17 protein-coding genes are annotated in these 19,205 nt (G+C 69.7%); 3 read left to right on the forward strand and 14 right to left on the reverse strand.

The genetic code is table 11. The features are described from left to right. Window positions 1–33 precede the first annotated feature (33 nt). The 8 genes from rng to BKK81_RS07320 form a co-directional block, all read right to left on the reverse strand. On the reverse strand, window positions 34–1,500 hold the full coding sequence (gene rng, locus BKK81_RS07285) for a ribonuclease G (protein ID WP_071011704.1): 1,467 nt from the start codon (window positions 1,498–1,500) through the stop codon (window positions 34–36). Window positions 1,501–1,604: 104 nt separating this feature from the next. Then, window positions 1,605–2,207, reverse strand: a complete 603-nt coding sequence (locus tag BKK81_RS07290) for a Maf family protein (RefSeq protein WP_156811356.1) — start codon at window positions 2,205–2,207, stop codon at window positions 1,605–1,607. 147 nt (window positions 2,208–2,354) lie between these two features. Continuing rightward, a complete protein-coding gene (gene rlmH, locus BKK81_RS07295; protein ID WP_071011707.1) occupies window positions 2,355–2,834 on the reverse strand; it encodes a 23S rRNA (pseudouridine(1915)-N(3))-methyltransferase RlmH in 480 nt (159 codons plus the stop codon). 41 nt (window positions 2,835–2,875) lie between these two features. Beyond that, on the reverse strand, window positions 2,876–3,628 hold the full coding sequence (gene rsfS / locus BKK81_RS07300; protein ID WP_071011709.1) for a ribosome silencing factor: 753 nt from the start codon (window positions 3,626–3,628) through the stop codon (window positions 2,876–2,878). A gap of 51 nt (window positions 3,629–3,679) precedes the next feature. After that, on the reverse strand, window positions 3,680–4,426 hold the full coding sequence (locus BKK81_RS07305) for a nicotinate-nucleotide adenylyltransferase (protein WP_071011711.1): 747 nt from the start codon (window positions 4,424–4,426) through the stop codon (window positions 3,680–3,682). A 10-nt stretch (window positions 4,427–4,436) separates the two neighbouring features. After that, window positions 4,437–5,348, reverse strand: coding sequence for an oxygen-dependent coproporphyrinogen oxidase (gene hemF, locus BKK81_RS07310; protein ID WP_071011712.1), 912 nt, complete (start codon window positions 5,346–5,348; stop codon window positions 4,437–4,439). Window positions 5,349–5,499: 151 nt separating this feature from the next. Then, complete coding sequence (purD, locus tag BKK81_RS07315; RefSeq protein WP_071011714.1) at window positions 5,500–6,768, reverse strand: phosphoribosylamine--glycine ligase; 1,269 nt, start codon at window positions 6,766–6,768, stop codon at window positions 5,500–5,502. A 114-nt stretch (window positions 6,769–6,882) separates the two neighbouring features. After that, the gene (locus BKK81_RS07320; protein WP_071016190.1) at window positions 6,883–7,608 is read right to left on the reverse strand and encodes a YebC/PmpR family DNA-binding transcriptional regulator; all 726 of its coding nucleotides are present in this window, start codon (window positions 7,606–7,608) and stop codon (window positions 6,883–6,885) included. 227 nt (window positions 7,609–7,835) lie between these two features. Here BKK81_RS07320 and BKK81_RS07325 point away from each other — a divergent pair, with 227 nt between their 5' ends. Next, the gene (locus tag BKK81_RS07325) at window positions 7,836–9,362 is read left to right on the forward strand and encodes a helicase HerA-like C-terminal domain-containing protein (protein WP_071011716.1); all 1,527 of its coding nucleotides are present in this window, start codon (window positions 7,836–7,838) and stop codon (window positions 9,360–9,362) included. Window positions 9,363–9,454: 92 nt separating this feature from the next. On the opposite strand, the gene BKK81_RS07330 is transcribed toward BKK81_RS07325, so the two are convergent. The 6 genes from BKK81_RS07330 to BKK81_RS07355 all read right to left on the reverse strand — a co-directional run bounded on the left by BKK81_RS07330 (window position 9,455) and on the right by BKK81_RS07355 (window position 17,240). After that, window positions 9,455–9,607: a DUF3149 domain-containing protein gene (locus BKK81_RS07330; RefSeq protein WP_071011718.1), complete on the reverse strand. Its 153-nt coding sequence runs from the start codon at window positions 9,605–9,607 to the stop codon at window positions 9,455–9,457. Between the two features lie 165 nt (window positions 9,608–9,772). Next, complete coding sequence (upp, locus tag BKK81_RS07335) at window positions 9,773–10,423, reverse strand: uracil phosphoribosyltransferase (protein ID WP_071011719.1); 651 nt, start codon at window positions 10,421–10,423, stop codon at window positions 9,773–9,775. A gap of 152 nt (window positions 10,424–10,575) precedes the next feature. Continuing rightward, window positions 10,576–11,889 carry an MFS transporter gene (locus BKK81_RS07340; RefSeq protein WP_071011721.1) on the reverse strand — a complete coding sequence of 438 codons (1,314 nt, stop codon included), beginning with the start codon at window positions 11,887–11,889 and terminating at the stop codon, window positions 10,576–10,578. Window positions 11,890–12,432: 543 nt separating this feature from the next. Then, the gene (locus BKK81_RS07345; protein WP_071011722.1) at window positions 12,433–15,459 is read right to left on the reverse strand and encodes a cytochrome c; all 3,027 of its coding nucleotides are present in this window, start codon (window positions 15,457–15,459) and stop codon (window positions 12,433–12,435) included. Further along, window positions 15,456–15,953, reverse strand: a complete 498-nt coding sequence (locus tag BKK81_RS07350; protein ID WP_071011724.1) for a (2Fe-2S)-binding protein — start codon at window positions 15,951–15,953, stop codon at window positions 15,456–15,458. Before BKK81_RS07350 ends, BKK81_RS07345 begins: the two co-directional genes overlap by 4 nt. 126 nt (window positions 15,954–16,079) lie before the next feature. Then, window positions 16,080–17,240: an FAD-dependent monooxygenase gene (locus BKK81_RS07355; RefSeq protein WP_071011725.1), complete on the reverse strand. Its 1,161-nt coding sequence runs from the start codon at window positions 17,238–17,240 to the stop codon at window positions 16,080–16,082. A 416-nt stretch (window positions 17,241–17,656) separates the two neighbouring features. On the opposite strand from BKK81_RS07355, the gene BKK81_RS07360 reads away from it, so the two are divergent. Beyond that, complete coding sequence (locus BKK81_RS07360; RefSeq protein WP_197523967.1) at window positions 17,657–18,358, forward strand: maleate cis-trans isomerase family protein; 702 nt, start codon at window positions 17,657–17,659, stop codon at window positions 18,356–18,358. A 10-nt stretch (window positions 18,359–18,368) separates the two neighbouring features. Continuing rightward, window positions 18,369–19,202: an alpha/beta fold hydrolase gene (locus BKK81_RS07365; protein ID WP_071011728.1), complete on the forward strand. Its 834-nt coding sequence runs from the start codon at window positions 18,369–18,371 to the stop codon at window positions 19,200–19,202. Window positions 19,203–19,205 lie beyond the last annotated feature (3 nt).

Genomic DNA, 19,205 nt, shown 5'->3' on the forward strand with positions numbered 1-19,205 from the left:
CTGGTGCGGCGGCGCCTGCCTGGGTGCGCCTGCCTACATCAGGATAATGTCGTACTGCTCCTGGTGGAAGGTGGACTCCACCTGCAGCGAGATCGGCTTGCCGATGAAGTCGCCCAGCATGGCAAGGTGCTGGCTTTCCTCTTCGAGGAAGAGGTCGATCACTTCCTGCGAGGCCAGGATGCGGAATTCGCGCGGGTTGAACTGGCGCGACTCGCGCATGATCTCGCGCAGTACGTCGTAGCAGACCGTGCGCGGCGTCTTGACCTGGCCCTTGCCCTGGCAGACCGGGCATTGCTCGCACAGCACGTGCGCCAGCGATTCGCGCGTGCGCTTGCGCGTCATTTCCACCAGGCCGAGCTGGGAGAAGCCGTTGACGGTGATGCGGGTGCGGTCGCGCGACAGCGCACGCTTGAGTTCGGAGAGCACGGCATCGCGATGTTCCGCGTTCTCCATGTCGATGAAGTCGATGATGATGATGCCGCCCAGGTTGCGCAGGCGCAGCTGGCGCGCGATGGTGTGGGCGGCCTCGAGGTTGGTCTTGAAGATCGTGTCGTCGAAGTTGCGCGCGCCGACGTAGCCGCCGGTGTTGACGTCGATCGTTGTCATCGCCTCGGTCTGGTCGATCATCAGGTAGCCGCCCGACTTCAGGTCCACCCGGCGCGACAGCGCGCGCTCGATCTCCGCATCGATGTTGTAGAGGTCGAAGATGGGCCGTTCGCCGGTGTAGTGCGACAGCCGAGGCAGCACGGCCGGCGTGTATTCCTCGGCGAACTCGACCAGCTTCTGGTAGTTTTCGCGCGAGTCGACCTGGATCTGGCCGGTGAGGTCGCTGACGAAGTCGCGCAGCACGCGCTGGGCCAGGTTCAGGTCCTGGTACAGCAGGCTGGGCGCCGGCAGGGTGGTGGCGCTCTGCCGGATCGTCGCCCAGATCTTGCGCAGGTAGGCGATGTCGTTGCCGAGTTCTTCGTCGCTGGCTTCCTCCGCGATGGTGCGCACGATGAAGCCACCGCGCTCGTCGGCAGGCACCAGGCCCTGCACGCGCGCGCGCAGGGCTTCGCGGTCGATCTCGCCCTCGATGCGCTGGGAAATACCGATGTGCGGGTCCTGCGGCAGGTAGACCAGGGTGCGGCCGGCGATGCTGACCTGGGTGGACAGGCGTGCGCCCTTGGTGCCGATGGGATCCTTGATCACCTGCACCATCAGCGCCTGCCCTTCGTAGAGCGTCTTTTCGATGGCCAGCGGCGCGCCGTTGCCGCCCTTGTCGCCATCGCGCGGATGCCAGATGTCGGCCACGTGCAGGAAGGCTGCGCGTTCCAGGCCGATGTCGATGAAGGCCGACTGCATGCCGGGCAGCACGCGCACGACCTTGCCGAGGTAGATGTTGCCGACCAGCCCGCGCGTCAGCGTGCGCTCGACGTGCAGTTCCTGCACGGCGGCCTGTTGCACGATGGCTACCCGGGTTTCTTGCGGCGTGATGTTGACGAGGATGTCTTCGGTCATGGTGAATGCGTCGCGTCGCCGGTCGGCCGGCCTTATCGTTGTGGCTGCCGCTGCCACGATCCTGCTGCGGGCGCCGGCACGCGCCGGCAGTCCCTGCGGAACCTTCAGAAGCGCAGTTGCGCCTGCCGCAGCAGCGCCGCTGTCTCGAACAGCGGCAGGCCCATGATACCCGAATAGCTGCCGGCGATCCGCTCGACGAACTCGGCCGCGCGGCCCTGGATACCGTACGCGCCGGCCTTGCCGAGTGGCTCGCCGCTGGCGACATAGCGTGCGATTTCGTCGTCCCGCAGCGGCCGGAAGGTGACTTCGGAGATCGACAGCGCGTGGTGCAGGCCTAGCGTGGAGGCGACCGTCACCGCCGTAAGCACGCGATGGCTGCGTCCGGCCAGCGAGGCCAGCATGCGCGCGGCCTCGTCGGCGTCGGCCGGCTTGCCGAGGATCTCTCCGTCGCGGCACACGGTGGTGTCGGCACACAGGATGGGGTTGTCGGGCAAGGCGCGCAGTTCGCGCCGGCGCAGCGCGGCCTCGGCCTTGAGCGCGCAGACGCGCTGCACATAGTCGTCGGGCGTTTCGCCGGACAGCACCACTTCGAGCGCTTCGGCATCCTCGTCTGCGCCCGCGAGCAGCAGGGTATGGCGCACGCCGATCTGGTCGAGCAGTTCGCGCCGGCGCGGGCTTTGCGAGGCGAGGTAGAGGGTGTCGTGGATCACGGCGGCAACGGGGTGGGGCAAGGCGGATGGAAAGGGGGATCCGGGCGGATCGGAGCGCATGGAGACGGGCGGCGCGGCGCGCCTGCATGCGACTGGCCGCATTCTACCCGGCGCCGGCCGCTTCCGTGCCCGCGGCGCGGCGCCTCAGGCGCGGTGGTAGGGGTGGTTCTGCGTCACCGACCAGGCGCGGTAGAGCTGCTCGGCCAGCAGCACGCGCACCATGCCGTGCGGCAGGGTCAGGCTGGACAGGCGCAGCAGCATCTGCGCGCGTGCCTTGAGCGCCGGGTCGAGGCCGTCGGCGCCGCCGATCAGGAAGGCCACGTCGCCGCCTTCGCGCTGCCAGCCGGTCAGCTGTTCCGCCAGTTGCACCGTGCTGAGGTCGCGCCCGCGCTCGTCCAGCGCCACGATGCGGCACTGGCGCGGCAGCCCGGCCAGTACCGCGTCGATGCGCGCGGCTTCGCGCTGCATCACGGTGGCGGCATTGTTGCTCGACGAGCGGGTCTCGGGTTTCACCTCGCGCAGCTCGATACGCAGCTCGGGCGGCATGCGCTTGGCGTACTCGGCGAAACCGGTCTCGATCCAGCCGGGCATCTTGTGCCCGACCGCGACGATCACGAGCTGCATGGCACGGGGGGCTGGCGGCGTGGCTCAGGCATCGCGCCGGCTCAGGCCTGGCGCGTGGTGCGCTTGCGCGCGGCCGGCTTGGCCGCGGCGCTCTTGGCCGCCGTCTTGCCAGCCGTCTTGGTAGCAGGCTTGGCTGCGGCGCGCGTGGTCTTGGTGGCCGCGGTCTTGGCGGCCGTCTTGCGCGGCGCGGCGGTCTTGGCCGCGGCCTTGCGCGCGGGCGCGGCGCCGCCGGTGCTGGTGGTGCTGGTGGTGCGGGGGCGCGCGGCCGGCTTGCGCAGGGTGGCGATGGCGTCGGGATCGGTGTCCTCGTGGCCGAGCGGCGGCGAGGGTTCCTTCATGCCTTCCGGCAGGCGGGCCAGCGCCGGGCGCAGGCCGCTGGCGCGGCGCGGCGCGGCCGGGAAATCGTCCTCGGCATCGAGCGGCTCGCTGGCCTTGGCCAGGCCCTTGGCGGCGGCCAGCTTCATGCGCACCGGCTTGCCGCCCCAGATTTCCTCGAGGTTGTAGTACTGGCGCAGCTGCGGCTGCAGGATGTGCACGACGGCGTCGCCGCAGTCGACCAGCACCCACTCGCCGGTTTCCATGCCTTCCACCGCGACGATGTGGCCGCCGGCCTCCTTGACCGTATCGCGCACCGAAGCCGCCAGCGCCTTGGTCTGGCGGTTCGAGTTGCCGCTGGCGATCACCACGCGGTCGAACAGCTCGGTCAGGTGGCTGGTGTCGAACACCTTGATGTCCTGCGCCTTGACGTCTTCGAGGCCGTCGACGATGGCGCGCTGCAGTTTGCGAATATCCATGGTGTGTTCTTGTTCAGCTCGGTTCGGTTGCGTTCGGGCGGTCGGCACGGTTCAAGCGGCGCGGTAGAGCCGCTGCTGCGCGATGTAGTGTGCCACGCCCGGGGGAAGTTGGTCATCCGCCGCCAGCCCGTCGGACAGGTGCTGGCGCAGGCCGGTGGAGGAGAGGTCGACGGCGAGCGTCTGGTCGATCCACATATGGCCGGAGGGCGTGCATTGTATCAGCCGGGTGTCGGCCTGGCGCTCCTGCAGCGCAGCGCGCACGGGCCCGTCCAGCGCATCCAGCGCAAAGCCGGGGCGGGTGGCCGTGCACAGGTGCACGTAGGCGAACAGGTCCTGCCAGCCGTGCCAGGTGTCCAGCCGCAGCAACTGGTCGGTGCCCATCAGCCAGGCGATCGAGGCGTGCGGCCCATACTGCTCACGGAGCTGGCGCACGGTATCGATCGTGTAGCTCGGGCCGGCGCGCTCGACCTCCATGCGGCTGACCCGTATCCTGGCGCCGGTGCCGGCCAGTGCGCCGGCGGCCAGCTCGGTCATGGCCAGCCGGTGGGCGGCTGGCGTCACGTCCGCACCCTTCTGCCAGGATTGCCCGGTCGGGATCCAGACCAGTTCGTCCAGGCCGAGGTGGTCGATGCACAGCCGCGCCAGCGCGACATGGCCCATGTGGGGCGGGTCGAAGGTGCCGCCCAGGATGCCAAGGCGGTAGGGGCGTTGGCTTGCCCCCGCGTCCGCTTCGGGGCGGGGGGGGGTGCTGCCTTGCTCGCGGGCGTCGGGGGCAGGGCCTGTTTCCTTGTTATGCATGGTCTCGCGTTCAGGCCCAGGCGCGCGCGGGCAGGAAGTCGGTGTACAGCGCCGCTTCCGCGCTGCCGGGCTCGGGCTGCCAGTCGTAGCGCCAGCTGGCTTGCGGGGGCATCGACATCAGGATGGATTCGGCGCGTCCGCCCGACTGCAGCCCGAACAGCGTGCCGCGGTCGAAGACCAGGTTGAACTCGACGTAGCGGCCGCGCCGGTAGGCCTGGAAGTCGCGCTCGCGCTCGCCGTAGGGCGTGTGCCGGCGGGCTTCCAGGATGGGTTGGTAGGCTGGCAGGAAGGCATCGCCGACCGCGCGCATCATGTCGAAGCTGCGCGCGAAGCCGAGTGCGGAGAAGTCGTCGAAGAAGATGCCGCCGATGCCGCGCGCCTCGCCGCGGTGCTTCAGGTAGAAATACTCGTCGCACCACTGCTTGAAGCGTGGATAGAGGTCGTCGCCGAAGGGCGCCAGGGTATTGCGGCAGGTGCGGTGGAAGTGCGCGCAGTCTTCCGCCACGCCGTAGTAGGGGGTCAGGTCCATGCCGCCGCCGAACCACCAGACCGGATCCGCGCCGGCCTTGGTGGCCAGGAAGCAGCGCACATTCATGTGGACCGTGGGCACGTGGGGATTGCGCGGATGGAACACCAGCGATACGCCCATGGCCTCGAAACCGCGCCCGGCCAGCTCGGGCCGGTTGGCGCTGGCCGACGGCGGCAACGCGTCGCCGGTGACGTGCGAAAAGCCCACGCCCGCGCGTTCCATCACGGCGCCGCCTTCGAGAATGCGGGTGCGGCCGTTGCCGCGCAGGCGTTCGGTGGGCGGCTTTTCCCAGGCGTCGGTGCGGAATGCGCCGCCGTCGATGGCGGCGATCGTGTCGGTAATCTGGTCTTGCAGTCCGAGCAGGTAGTCTCGTACTGCCTGGGAATCGATCATGGCGATGGAGGCGGGCGGACCCGCGGCGGGCCCTTCGGGCCGGGGACGGGGGCCGGGCGTGGCGGCGCCCGGCGTCATGGCGTTGTCATGATTGTACCGGCAGGCCGGAAGACCGGGCGCCGGCACCGGCGCCTGCGCCCGGCATGCCGGCTCAGTGCTTGATCGCCCGGTAGCCGATGTCGCTGCGGTACTGCATGCCGTCGAAGCGGATCTGCTCCACTGCGGCATAGGCCGCGCGCTGCGCCGCCTTGACCGTGTCGGCCAGCCCCACCACGCACAGCACGCGCCCGCCCGATGCCTGCAGAGTGCCGTCCTTGAGCGTGGTGCCGGCGTGGAAGGTCACGCTGTCCGCGGTCTCGGCAGGAATGCCGGTGATGGCGTCGCCCTTGCGCGGCGCGTCGGGATAGCCGTGGGCGGCGATGACCACGCCCAGCGCGGTGCGGCGGTCCCATTCCAGTTCGATGCTGTCCAGCTTGCCGGCGACCGCGTGGTCGAGCACGTCGACCAGGTCGGTCTTCAGGCGCGCCAGGATCGGCTGGGTCTCGGGGTCGCCCATGCGGCAGTTGAACTCCAGCGTCTTCAGGTTGCCGTCCTTGTCGATCATCAGGCCGGCGTAGAGGAAGCCGGTGTAGGGAATGCCGTCCTTCTCCATGCCGCGCACGGTGGGCAGGATGATTTCGCGCAGCGCGCGCGCGTGCAGCGCGGGCGTTACCACCGGGGCCGGCGAGTAGGCGCCCATGCCGCCGGTGTTGGGGCCGGCGTCACCGTCCAGCAGGCGCTTGTGGTCCTGGCTGGTGGCCAGGGCCAGCACGTTCTTGCCGTCCACCATGACGATGAAGCTGGCTTCCTCGCCCTCCAGGAACTCTTCGATCACCACGCGCGCACCGGCGTCGCCGAGCTTGTTGTCGGCCAGCATCATGTCGACCGCGCTGTGCGCTTCTTCCAGCGTCATCGCCACCACCACGCCCTTGCCGGCGGCCAGGCCGTCGGCCTTGATCACGATGGGGGCGCCCTGCGCGTCGATGTAGGCATGGGCCTGCGCGGCGTCGGAGAAGGTCTGGTAGGCCGCGGTCGGGATGCCGTGGCGCTGCATGAAGGCCTTGGCGAAGTCCTTGGAGGACTCGAGCTGCGCGGCGGCCCGGGTCGGGCCGAAGATGCGCAGGCCCTTGGCGCGGAAGATGTCGACGATGCCGGCGGCCAGCGGCGCCTCCGGGCCGACCACGGTGAACTGCACGCCCTCGCGCTCGGCGAAGGCGGCCAGCACCTCGGGGTCGGTCAGCGGCACGTTCTGCAGGCGCTTGTCGAGCGCCGTGCCGCCGTTGCCGGGGGCCACGTAGACAACCTGTACCTTGGGGGACTGGGCCAGTTTCCAGGCCAACGCGTGTTCACGGCCGCCCGAGCCGACAACCAATACTTTCATGATCCACTGCCAGAAGAGATGCGCCCGTGCGATGCGACGGTGCCGAGGGGCGCGGAAAGGGCGGTGCCGGCGCTTGCGCCGCCGGCTGCCGCCAGCCGATTGCGGGAGGCCTGCTTATTCCTCGATGACCGCGTTGGTGAAGACTTCCTGCACGTCGTCCAGGCCTTCGATGGCGTCGAGCAGCTTCTGCATCTTGACCGCATCGTCGCCGGTGAAGCTGACCTCATTCTGCGGCTTCATCACCACGTCGGCGACCTCCGCCTTGAAGCCGGCGCCTTCCAGCGCCGCCTTGACGGCGGCAAAGTCGTTGGGCGGGCAGACCACTTCGATGGAGCCGTCGTCGTTGGTCACCACGTCGTCTGCGCCGGCTTCCAGCGCGGCGTCCATCAGCTTGTCCTCGGGCGTGCCGGGGGCGAACAGGAACTGGCCGCAGTGGGTGAACATGAAGGCCACCGAGCCTTCGGCCCCCATGTTGCCACCGTGCTTGGAGAAGGCGTGGCGCACTTCCGCCACGGTGCGGGTGCGGTTGTCGGTCAGGCAGTCGACGATGATGGCGGCGCCGGACAGGCCATAGCCTTCGTAGCGGATCTCTTCGTAGTTGACGCCTTCGAGGCCACCCACGCCGCGCTGGATGGCGCGCTGGATGTTGTCCTTGGGCATGTTGGCGTCGGTGGCCTTGTCCATGGCCAGGCGCAGGCGCGGGTTGGAGTCCGCATCGCCGCCGCCGAGCTTGGCGGCAACCGTGATTTCCTTGATCAGGCGAGTCCAGATCTTGCCGCGCTTGGCGTCAGCGGCGGCTTTCTTGTGCTTGATGTTGGCCCATTTGGAATGACCGGCCATGATGTTCTCCGAGGCGGAATGCTGTGGCGGCGCGCAGGTTCCCGCCGCCGCCGGATGTGCCTGGCCCGCCCGCCATGCCGATGCGATCGGCCATGGCGGGCGCGCCATGTGCTTGTTATGCCTTGCTGCTGGCTATAATCAACCTTGCATTTTATCACGCGCCCCCGCCGGCGCCGGGGCTGCGCGCCCGCCGGCGCCCGGCGCCACCGCCGACACGAGACCCCGCCATGGCCGAACCCATCGTCATCGCCAAGAACGCCCAGCATGAACTCGCCCTGCTGCCCGGGATGGGCAACCGCCACGGCTTGATCACGGGTGCCACCGGCACTGGCAAGACCGTGACCCTGCAGGCGCTGGCCCAGGGCTTCTCGCGGCTCGGGGTGCCGGTCTTCCTGGCCGACGTCAAGGGCGACCTGGCCGGCATCTCCCAGGCGGGCCAGCCGACCGACAAGCTCAAGGCTCGCCTGCAGGAGCTGCAACTGCCCGAGCCGGCCTGGGGCGCCTGTCCCGCCACGTTGTGGGACGTGTTCGGTGAAAAGGGCCACCCGGTGCGGGCCACGGTGAGCCATATGGGGCCGCTGCTGCTGTCGCGCATGCTGGAGCTGAACGACACCCAGCAGGGCGTGCTGAACCTGGTGTTCCGCATCGCCGACGCCAGCGGCCTGCTGCTGCTCGACGCCAAGGACCTGCGCGCGATGCTGCAGTACGTGGGAGACAATGCCGGGCAGTTCACCACCGAGTACGGCAATATCTCGGCGGCCTCCATCGGCGCCATCCAGCGCAGCCTGATGGCGCTCGAATCGCAGGGCGCCGATGTCTTCTTCGGCGAGCCGATGCTGAACCTGGAGGATCTCATCCAGACCGACAAGGGCCAGGGCGTGGTCAACATCCTCGCGGCCGACCGCCTGCTGAACTCGCCCAAGCTGTATGCCACCTTCCTGCTGTGGATGCTGTCCGAGTTGTTCGAGAAGCTGCCCGAGTCAGGTGACCTCGACAAGCCCAAGCTGGTGTTCTTCTTCGACGAGGCGCACCTGCTCTTCAACGATGCCCCCAAGGCCCTGCTGGACAAGATCGAGCAGGTGGTGCGGCTGATCCGCTCCAAGGGCGTGGGTGTGTATTTCGTCACGCAGAACCCGGCCGACATTCCCGACACCGTGCTCGGCCAGCTCGGCAACCGCGTCCAGCATGCCTTGCGGGCCTTCACCCCGCGCGACCAGAAGGCCGTCAAGGTGGCCGCCACCACCATGCGGGCCAACCCCGCGCTGGACCTGGAACAGGCCATCGGCGAACTGGGCGTGGGCGAGGCGCTGGTGTCGCTGCTCGACGCCAGGGGCACGCCCGGGGTGACCGAGCGCGCCTGGGTGCTGGCGCCGGGCAGCCGCATCGGCCCGATCAGCGATGCGGAACGCAAGCAGTTGATGGCGACGTCGCTGGTGGCCGGCGTCTACGACCAGGCCATCGACCGCGAATCGGCCTATGAAAAGCTCAAGGGCCGCGCGGCCCCGGCGACCGGCGGGGCCGCGGCTCCCGCAGGCGAGGCAAGTGGGGGCGACGGTGGCGGAACCGGCGGCTGGCTCGGCCAGGCCGGCGAAATCCTCGGCACGCTGACGCGCGGCACCGGCAAGAGCGGGCGCGGGGATTCCATCCTGGAGTCGATGGCCAAGTCGGCGGCGCGTACCGTGGGCTCGCAGGTCGGGCGCGAGCTGATCCGCGGCGTGCTCGGCAGCCTGCTCGGCTCGGGCAAGAAGAAGTAGGCGCAGCGGGCAAGGCCGGCGGCCCTGCCGGAGCGGCAGCGCGCCGCTCCATTGCTGCTGCGTTGTCGCCCCAGGTCTGCTCCGGTTGCCGTTCAGTTCCCGCCTGCGGCGGCGCGCGCCGCGTCCTCGCGCATCTTCCTGCGGAACAGCCGGGCGAAGAAGGTGCCCATGCCGATGATGAAGGCGATGACGCCCAGGCTCATCAGGCCGACATCGGTGGTGAACAGGATCTTGATGGCTGCCATGTCTCGTCTCCTTGCTCCTTGCGCGGCATACCGCGCACTGCGGTCAGGGGGCGACTGCGGCGCCGCAGGCTTGTACGGCGCTCAAGGGACGAGTGTAAGGATTCGCGGGCTGCGGACCTTGAGGTCCGTCAAGCCCGCCGCGAATGGCGCCTGCGGCGCTCAGTCTCAGTTCTTGGTGCCGAACAGGCGGTCGCCGGCGTCGCCGAGGCCCGGCACGATGTAGGCATCCTCGTTCAGGTGGCTGTCCAGCGAAGCCACGAACAGCTTCACGCCCGGATGGGCCTTCTGGAACACTTCCACGCCCTCGGGCGCGGCCACCAGCGCCACGAAGGTGATGGCCTCGTCCTTGACGCCGCGCCGCTTGAGCACGTCGACGGCATGCGCGGCGGAATAGCCGGTGGCCACCATCGGGTCGCACAGGATGAAGCTGCGGTCTTCCAGGTCGGGCAGCCGCACCAGGTATTCCACCGGACGGTGCTGCTCGTCGCGGTAGACGCCGATATGGCCGATGCGTGCCGAGGGGATCAGTTCGACCAGGCCGTCGCTCATGCCGACACCGGCGCGCAGCACGGGCACGATGGTCAGCTTCTTGCCGGCGATCACGGGAGCGTCCAGGGTGACCAGCGGGGTGTCGATGCGGCGCGTGGTCAGCGGCAGTTCGCGGGTGATCTCGTAGCCCATCAGCAGCGTGATCTCGCGCAGCAGTTCGCGGAAGGTGCGCGTGGAAGTCTCCTTGTCGCGCATGTGCGAGAGCTTGTGCTGGATCAGCGGGTGATCGAGGATGAACAGGTTGGGAAAGCGCGGATCTTGTTTCATGGCGACGGCGAGGGCTCGGCGGGAGAGGGGAGGCGGGCGGCCGGGTCGGGGCGACCGGGCCGCCGCGCCGGTGTAGGCGGATTGTAATGGAAGCCGGCCGCCGCGCGGTCGGCCGGCCCGCCTTCCTCCGGGACCGCCCCCGGGATCCTGTCTCAGTCCAGCGCGCGGTTCTTCGACTCGATGTCCACCAGGAAGATGGCCAGGGCCGCCACGGCCAGGAAGGATGACAGCAGCGCCAGCGCGAGCGTGAACTGGCTGGCCATGATGGGGGCGACGATGGAGGGGGCGAAGAGGCCGCCGAAGCGCGCCATCGCGCCAGCGGTGCCCATGCCGCTGGCGCGCAGGTCGGTCGGGTAGACCTCGGGCGTGAAGGCATAGAGTGCGCCCCAGGTGCCGAGCAGCGCGAAGCTCATCAGCAAGGTCGAGCCGACCACGATGGCCGGGGACTGGCCCAGGCTGTAGAGCATGCAGCCCGCTGCGCTGAGCAGCAGGAAGCCGATCAGGGTCGGCTTGCGGCCCCAGCGCTCGACGCCGTGGGCGGCCAGCGCGAAGCCGGGCAGTTGTACCAGCGCCAGCAGGATCAGGAAGACCTGGCCACGCATGAAGCCGAAGCCCTGGCCTGCCAGCTTCACCGGAAGGTAGACGAAGACGCCGTAGTAGGCGACAGAGATGAGCATCCAGGCGGCCAGCAGGCAGAGGGTGCGGCGCCGGCATCCCGCGGCGAACAGCGCCAGGACCGATTTGCGCTCGGCCTGCTGCGGTTCCAGCGGCGGGATCTCGGCGCTGACGCGATTGGCGGCTGCCACGCGCCGCAACACCGCGCGCGCTTCGTCGGAACGGCCCGAGCGGTTCAGGTAGAGCGGCGATTCTGGCACGAAGAGGCGGCACACCACGCCGACCAGGGCCGGGATGCCGGTGACGAAGAAGATCAGCCGCCAGGCGCTGTCGCCATGCGTGGCGGCGATCAGGGCCAGCACGGCGAGCAGGATGGTGCCGACCGCCCAGAACGACTCCAGCAGGACCAGCCAGCGGCCGCGGCGGTCGGCGGGGAGAAACTCGGCCATCATGGTGTAGTCGACCGGCAGGGTGCCGCCGACGCCGATGCCCGTCAGCAGGCGCAGCAGCAGCAGCCACTGGAAGTCCGGCGCGAAGGCGGAGGCGACGCCGCAGGCCGCGTCGATCACCACGGCCATCATCAGCACCGGGCGGCGCCCGATGCGGTCGGCCAGGCGGCCGAACACGAAGGCGCCGACCAGCATGCCGACGAAGAACATCGTCCCGGTCTGCAAGGCTGTCGGAACCGGGATGCCGAAGGTCGAGGCGATCGAAGGCGCGGTGAACCCGATCGACAGCACCTGCATCGCGTCGGCCAGCCAGACCAGGCCGAAGATGACGAACAGGCGATACTGGAACTTGCCGACGCCGGCCGCGCGGATACCTTGCTCGATCGTGATGGTGTGCGACATCGCCGGCCTCGGGCCTGGCTGGGAGGGGGAGCCGATCGTCGCCTCTGCGATGGTCGGGGATGGCAGGGATGAAATGGATGATGACATATTGTCCACCTGTTCTGTAAGGCTGGTTCCTGAATCCGGAAGCCAACGTCCATCGCGGCGAGGCCGGGCGCATGATGCCATGCGCGCCACATCGCAATGAAACGTGGTGACGACTGCAGTCTGGAAAAGCGAGAACTATGCCGGGGGCGCCGGCAGCGGGTTCATCGGGCGCATGTGATACGGATACGTCATCGTCTCTCCTTGTTGTCTACCCATGGTGCGTTTCTCGTCTTGTCTCCGGGCCGGTACGCCACGCCTGTGCGCCGTCCTTGTGCCGGCATGCACCGTGGCGCGTCTCGCTGCATGTATGTAGTGCTCGCTACATATCGATTCAGTGTGCGCTACATGAGGGGCGCGGTAAGGTCGATCGGCGGCAGGCCGGCTTCGCTTCGCTCGTTCCGTGGTGGCGCCTGCGCGGGAAGGCGGTGCGCGGCCAGCCTGCCGCGCGGATCTCCGTCAGGGGCGGTGAGCGGGAGCGGCGCGCAGGCGCGCAACCGTGGCATCGACGTCCTGCCACGCGGGTTTGTCGGGGGCAAAGCGTGCGCGCAGGTACCTTGCAAGGTCGGCGACCTGGCCGTCGTCCAGGCTGTCCGCATAGGACGGCATCGCGCCGAGCGCGCTGTCAGGCGGCGCCGGCATGCCTTGCAGCAGCACCTGGATCACATTGTCGGGGCGGTCGGCGTGCAGGTTCGTGTTCAGCGCCAGGGAAGGTTTCACGCCGAACTGGCGCATGCCCTGCCCGGACTGGTGGCATACCGCGCAGGCGCTCTGGTACAGGCGCGCAGCGGGGCCGCTGAGCGAGGCGGCGGCTTGCGCGCTGCGCCGCTCGGCCTGCGCGGCCAGCGCGTCGATGCGCTCGGGTGCGGGAGGCGGCGCGGCGAACGAGGCGATGTAGTGGGCGATGGCCTGCACGTCAGATGCGGGCAACTGGGCGAGTTCCTCCACCACCGGCGCCATCGGGCCGGCGGCGGCACCATGATGGGCGGCGTAGCCGCCGCGCAGGTAGGTGAACAAGGCCTCCTCGGTCCACGGCACCGGTGCGCGCGACAGGGCGGTCAGGGCGGGCGCTTCCCAGCCCTCGGCGCTGCCCCCCGACAGGTAGTGGCGGCCGCCTTTTTCCGCGCCGAGCGCGTTGCGCGGCGAATGGCAGGCGCTGCAATGGCCCAGGCCTTCCGCCAGGTAGGCGCCGCGGTTCCACAGCGGCGAGCGCGCGGCGTCGGGGCGGAATGGCGCGTTGCGGTGGAACAGCAGGTTCCAGCCCGCCAGCAGCGGCCGCAGCTGGAACGGGAAGGCGAGTTCGGTGCGGGGTGCGGTGGCCCGCACCGGCTCGGCCGACATCAGGTAGGCGTACAGCGCCTGCAGGTCGGCATCGCTGATCTTGGCGAAGGCCGTATAGGGGAAGGCGGGATACAGGCGGTGGCCGTCGCGGTGCACGCCTTCGCGCATGGCGCGCTCGAAGGCGGCGAACGACCAGGTGCCGATGCCGGTCTCGGCATCGGGGGTGATATTGGTGCTGTACACCGTGCCGAACGGCGTTTCGAGCGCCAGCCCGCCGGCGTTCTTCGGGCCGCCGGGAGCGGTATGGCAGACGGCGCAATCGCCCGCGGCCGCCACCAGCCGGCCGCGCTCCAGCGTGGCCGCGGAGTAGAAGCCCGGTTCGGGTGGCGCCACCGGTGCGAGCGGTGCGCGCCAGGGCAGCACGGTGGCGCACAGGCTCGCCGCCGCTGTCGCGCCGGCGGCAAGCCAGCCGCGCCGGCGGCGCGCCTTGCCGGCGGCTTGCGCCGCCAGCGCCAGGCGCAGGCGGTCGGCGCTGAACGGCGGTTCGCGCAGGCGCACGCCGGTGGCGTCGAAGATGGCGTTGGCCACTGCCGCGGCGGCCGGCAGCGTGGCCGCGGCACCCGCCGCCAGCGTGGGGCGCGAGGCCAGGGCGCCGGCCATGCGGATGTCCGGCGCCCTGGTCCTGGTGGCAGGGAGAGCGGCTGTGGCCGGCGCCTGCAGTGCCGAGGCGGCCGGAGTCCACGGTGCCCCTGATGCCGCCCAGGTGTCGAACGCCGGCGGCGGAGCGGTCAGTTGCTGTGCGGTCTGCGCTGCCAGTTGCTCCATCGGCGGCGAGGTCGCGGAGGTAGGTCCGGGCGCCGCGGCTTCACTGTCGTGGCCGACGGTGACACGCGTGACCGCGAGCTCACCGGTGGTGCCGTCTATCTCCACTTCGGCCACCCAGGCCGACCAGCTCGGCGCCGCCTCGTCTTCCACTGCATGCGCGTAAGCGAAGCCGCGGCCGCGGCGCACATTGCCGCCACCGCCCGTCGCGCGGACGGGCGGTGGCTCCGAGGACCATCCGGCGCGCTGCGCCACCTCGCGGATCAGTGCCGCGCCGCGCGCGTCGTCGAGGTGGTCGAGCCGCAGCGACACCGGGTCGACCCGGGCGCCGACGGCGATCTCGTCGAAATGCGACTCCTGGGCGAAGACCCGGGCGCGTGCGTTGGCCAGGCTGTCGCCCCGGCCATCGGCCGATCGCGTGCCGGCCGCGCTCGCGTCGGTGCCGGCGGCGTGGATCTCGATATGGGGGATGCGATAGGGCAGCAGCGCCGTGCCGGGCGCACACGCGTTTCCGCTATCGATGGTTTCGGCGAACTCGGCGAACTCGGCGACGTCGGCGACCGGTGCCGCCGTGCGCGTCAGCCAGAGCGCCAGCGGTACGGCCGGGGCACGGGTGCCGCCGAGCGTGGCGGCATAGGCGTGGAGCGCGGCACCGCTGTGCGCGCTGTCGATCCGCCAGTCGAGCGTGGCATCGGCGAGGCCGGCATCGGCTGCGCTCAGGGTTCGCCGCACGCATGCCTGCGCCGCCTGTGCCAGCAGCGCGGCGTCGGCGGCGGCATGGTGCGCGAGCAGGGCGGTGTCGGCGCCATCGTGCGCGCTCTGCCAGCACAGTAGCGTGACCTGTCGCTCGTCGATGTCGAGCAGGGCGGCGAGTTCGGCGCGCAAGGCGCCCGGGCGGGTGCTGGGCAGCCAGACGCGCAATGTGCCGTCGCGCCAGTCGGCGATCGCGGTGCAGGTAGCGGAGTCCGGCTGCATGCCGGCCAGCGGCCAACGGTAGCGCCGCGACTGGCGCGTCTGCGCCTGCTCGAATGCGGCGGCGGCGTTGCCGTGCCGCGCCAGCGTCCGCCGTGGCACCGGCGCAGGGTCCGGCGCGGGCGGCGGAGCCCAGCGGGCGCACAGCGCCTTGGCGGCTTGCGCGGCCTGCTCGGCCGAATCGGCCACCACGCCCGCAAAGTCCTGGCGCACGACCACCGTCCGCGCGCCCGGCGCAGCCGCTGCGGCTTGCGTATCCGCGCCAAGCAGGCGTGCCACGAGCGGCCGCCCGCCCGACCAGCGCAGGCCGGGCGGGCGCAACACATGCGCGGCCAGGCTGTGCGCCGGAGGCGGCTGGTCTCCTGGCCACGTGGCGGGCGCTGCCGGGTGCGGAGCCAGGGTGTCGTTCACGGCTGCGCTCCTGCTTCGTTCCTGCGCTGCAGCAATGCGGCGCGCTGCACCGCGCGCACGATCTCGACATGCGTGCCGCAGCGGCACAGGTTGAAGCGCAGGGCCTCGCGGATCTCGTCCTCGCTCGGGGCCGGGTTGTCCGCCAGCAGTGCCTTGGCGGTCATGATCATGCCGTTGAGGCAGTAGCCGCACTGCGCGGCCTGCTCGTCGATGAAGGCCTGCTGCACCGGGTCGGGCCGCTGCGGCGTGCCGAGTCCCTCCAGCGTGGTGACGGCGCGCCCCAGCACGGCCTTCACCGGCAGCACGCAGGCGCGCGCGGCGAGGCCGTCCACCAGCACCGTGCAGGCCCCGCACTGGCCCAGTCCGCAGCCGTACTTCGGGCCGTTGCAGGCGAGGTCGTTGCGCAGGATATAGAGCAGTGGCGTGTCGGGCGCCACGCAGAGCGTGTGCTCGGCGTGGTTGACATCGAGGGTCAGGGGGCGGGGCGTGTTCATCGGAGCAAGGGGGCGGTTTGCACTGCACGCGTCGCGGCGCCGTTCCCCTTCATGAGCGAGGGGATGCGGCGCCAGGCACCGGCACCGCGTGGTCGCGGTGCGCCGGCTGGGTGGTTCAGGCGGACATCACGCGGCCGCCGAAAGCGCCGGGCGCCCTGCCGGTACCAGCGGCACGTGGAACGCATCGTAGCCGAAACACCAGTCGGGGTTCTCGTTGGAGCGCAGCCAGGTGTTGTTGTGCGAGACCAGCTGGACCTTGCCGGCGCGTTCGGCGCGGTTGGCTTCGTAGAGGGCGAACGCGTTCGCGTAGTCGTCCGCGCCGACTTCGACCAGGCAGCGTGTGAGCATGGCGGCATCCTCGATCGCCATGGCGGCACCCTGGGCCATGTGCGGCTTCATCGGATGGCAGGCATCGCCCAGCAGCACCAGGCGGCCGCGACTCCACAGCGGCAGCGGATCGCGCTCCAGCAGGGGCCACTTGGTGACCTCCACCGTGCCCTCGATCAGCGACTGCACGCCCGCGTGCCAGCCGTCGAAGGCGGCGCGCATTTCCTCGATGCTGCTGGGCACCCAGCTCTTGCTCAGGTCCCAGTCGGGCTCGGGCACGCCCGTTACGTAGTAGATCTCGTCCAGCTTGCCGGTGTCGAAGTAGACCATCATGTGGCGGTCATCGGTCCACCACTTGGTGCAGCGGTCATGCGTGAAGCCCTTGACGCGCGCGATCGGGAATACCGCGCGATGTGCCACATAACCCGTGTACTTGGGCGGTTCGGCACCCAGCAGGGTTTCGCGGATGCGCGAGTTCACGCCGTCGGCGCCGATCACGATATCCGCTGCCTCCATCGTGCCGTCCGTGAAGTGCAGGTGCACCACGTCGCCCTGGTCGCTGACGCGCTCCAGCTTCTTGTCGAAGTGCAGCGTGCCGGGGGCCACGGCTTCGGTCAGCAGCGCATGGAAATCGCCCCGGTGCACGGTCAGGTAGCTGGCGCCGTAGTGCCGCAGCGCGTAGTCGCCCAATGGAATCTGTGCAATCACTTCCCCGCTCACGCCTTCTCGGCTGTACCAGTAGTCCGGGTGGCAGCCCATGGCATTGAGGGCATCCTCGATGCCGATGCGCCGCATGATCTTCATCACGTTCGGTCCCACGTGGATGCCGGCGCCAAGGCGCGAGAACGCCGGTGCCTGTTCGTAGAGCCGGACCTGGAGGCCGGCGCGCTGCATCAGGGCCGCGGCGGCCGTCCCGCCGAGCCCGGCGCCGATGATTGCGATTCGCGGTTTGCCTTGCACGTTCTTTCTCCTGGCAATGACGGGTGGGTGGATGGTGTGGGGAGCGCTGTGTGCCCCTGCATTGAAAAAGAGTGTACACACTCAAAAATGCAAGGTAAAGGAACAATGCAATGAACCTATGGAAAACCCTGATGCTTAGATGGGGTCGGCATGTTGCTGCGCAATATTGGCGAATTTAAGCGCGAAAACGGGGAATCACATATTCAGTGTGCACTGAATGAGTGCCGCCTTGCTGGCGTGGAATCTGTTTGCTTATATAGAGTGTGTACACTACAATCGACCGCAGCCGCAGACAGGCGCCTGGCGCGATGGATCGGAGCGGCGGGTAGGCATTCCCCGGAACAGACAAGATGACGGAGTCGACAGTGCAGAACGTTTTCCGAATCGGCCAGATCGTGCCGAGCTCCAATACGACCATGGAGACCGAGATCCCCGCCATGCTCACTGCGCGGCAACAGATCCGCCCCGAGCGCTTCACCTTCCATTCGAGCCGCATGCGCATGAAGAAGGTGGTCAAGGAGGAACTGGCCGCGATGGACGCGGAGTCCGACCGCTGCGCCGTGGAGCTGTCCGACGCGCGCGTGGACGTGCTCGGCTACGCCTGCCTGGTGGCCATCATGGCGATGGGCCATGGCTACCACCGCCAATCTGAGCAGCGGCTGCAGGCGCATACCGCCGGGAACGGCGGGGCGGCGCCGGTGATCACCAGCGCGGGCGCGCTGGTCGATGCGCTCAAGGTGATCGGCGCCAGGCGCATCGCCGTGGTCGCGCCCTATATGAAACCGCTTACCGAGCTGGTGGTCGACTACCTGCGCCATGAAGGCTACGAGGTGGTGGACTACCGCGCGCTGGAGATTCCCGACAACCTCGAGGTAGGCCGCCACGATCCGGCCAGGCTGCCGGGCATCGTCGCCCAGATGGACATTGCCGAGGCCGATGCCATCGTGCTGTCGGCCTGCGTGCAGATGCCGTCGCTGCCCGCGGTGGCGAAGGTGGAGGCGATGACCGGCAAGCCGGTGGTCACCGCCGCCATTGCCACCACCTATGCGATGCTGCGCGCGCTGGACCTCGAGCCGGTGGTGCCGGGCGCGGGCGCGCTGCTGTCGGGCGCCTACTGAGGACCGGACCATGAGCACCTTCCTGTATGGCGGAAACGTCCTGGCCAACGGCATCCGCCAGCACTACCTGCGCTATGGCGGCAGCGAGGGCGCGCGCGCCGCGCGCGATGCCGTGATCATCGTGCCGGGCATCACCAGCCCGGCCATCACCTGGGGTTTCGTCGGCGAGCGCTTCGGCCAGTGCTTCGATACCTATGTCATCGACGTGCGCGGGCGCGGCCTGTCCGCGGCCGGCGACACGCTCGACTACAGCCTGGACGCGCAGGCCGCCGACGTGATCGCGCTGGCCGGGGCGCTGGGCCTGCAGCGCTATGCCATCGTCGGCCACTCGATGGGCGGGCGCATCGGCGTGCGCGCCGCACGCCAGCAGCCGGCCGGGCTGACGCGGCTGGTGATGGTGGATCCGCCGGTCTCCGGTCCGGGGCGCCGGGCGTATCCCGCGCAACTGCCCTGGTACATCGACTCCATCCGCCTGGCGCGCGCGGGCACCGATGCGGAGGGCATGCGCCGCTTCTGCCCGACGTGGACCGAGGAGCAGTTGCGCCTGCGCGCCGAGTGGCTGCACACCTGCGACGAGCGCGCGGTGCTGGCCAGCTTCGACGGCTTCCACCAGGACGATATCCACGGCGACCTGCCGCACGTGGCCGTGCCCACGCTGCTGATGACCGCCGGCCGCGGCGACGTGGTGGGCGCGCAGGACGTGCAGGAAATCCGTGCGCTGCTGCCGGGCGTGCAGGTCAGCCATGTGGCGGATGCCGGCCACATGATCCCGTGGGACGACGAGGCGGGTTTCTACCGCGCCTTCGGCGACTTCCTCGGTGCTGCGCTGGTGGCTTCGGCCTGATCT

The sequence above is a fragment of the Cupriavidus sp. USMAHM13 genome (assembly GCF_001854285.1).
GTDB lineage: Bacteria > Pseudomonadota > Gammaproteobacteria > Burkholderiales > Burkholderiaceae > Cupriavidus > Cupriavidus malaysiensis.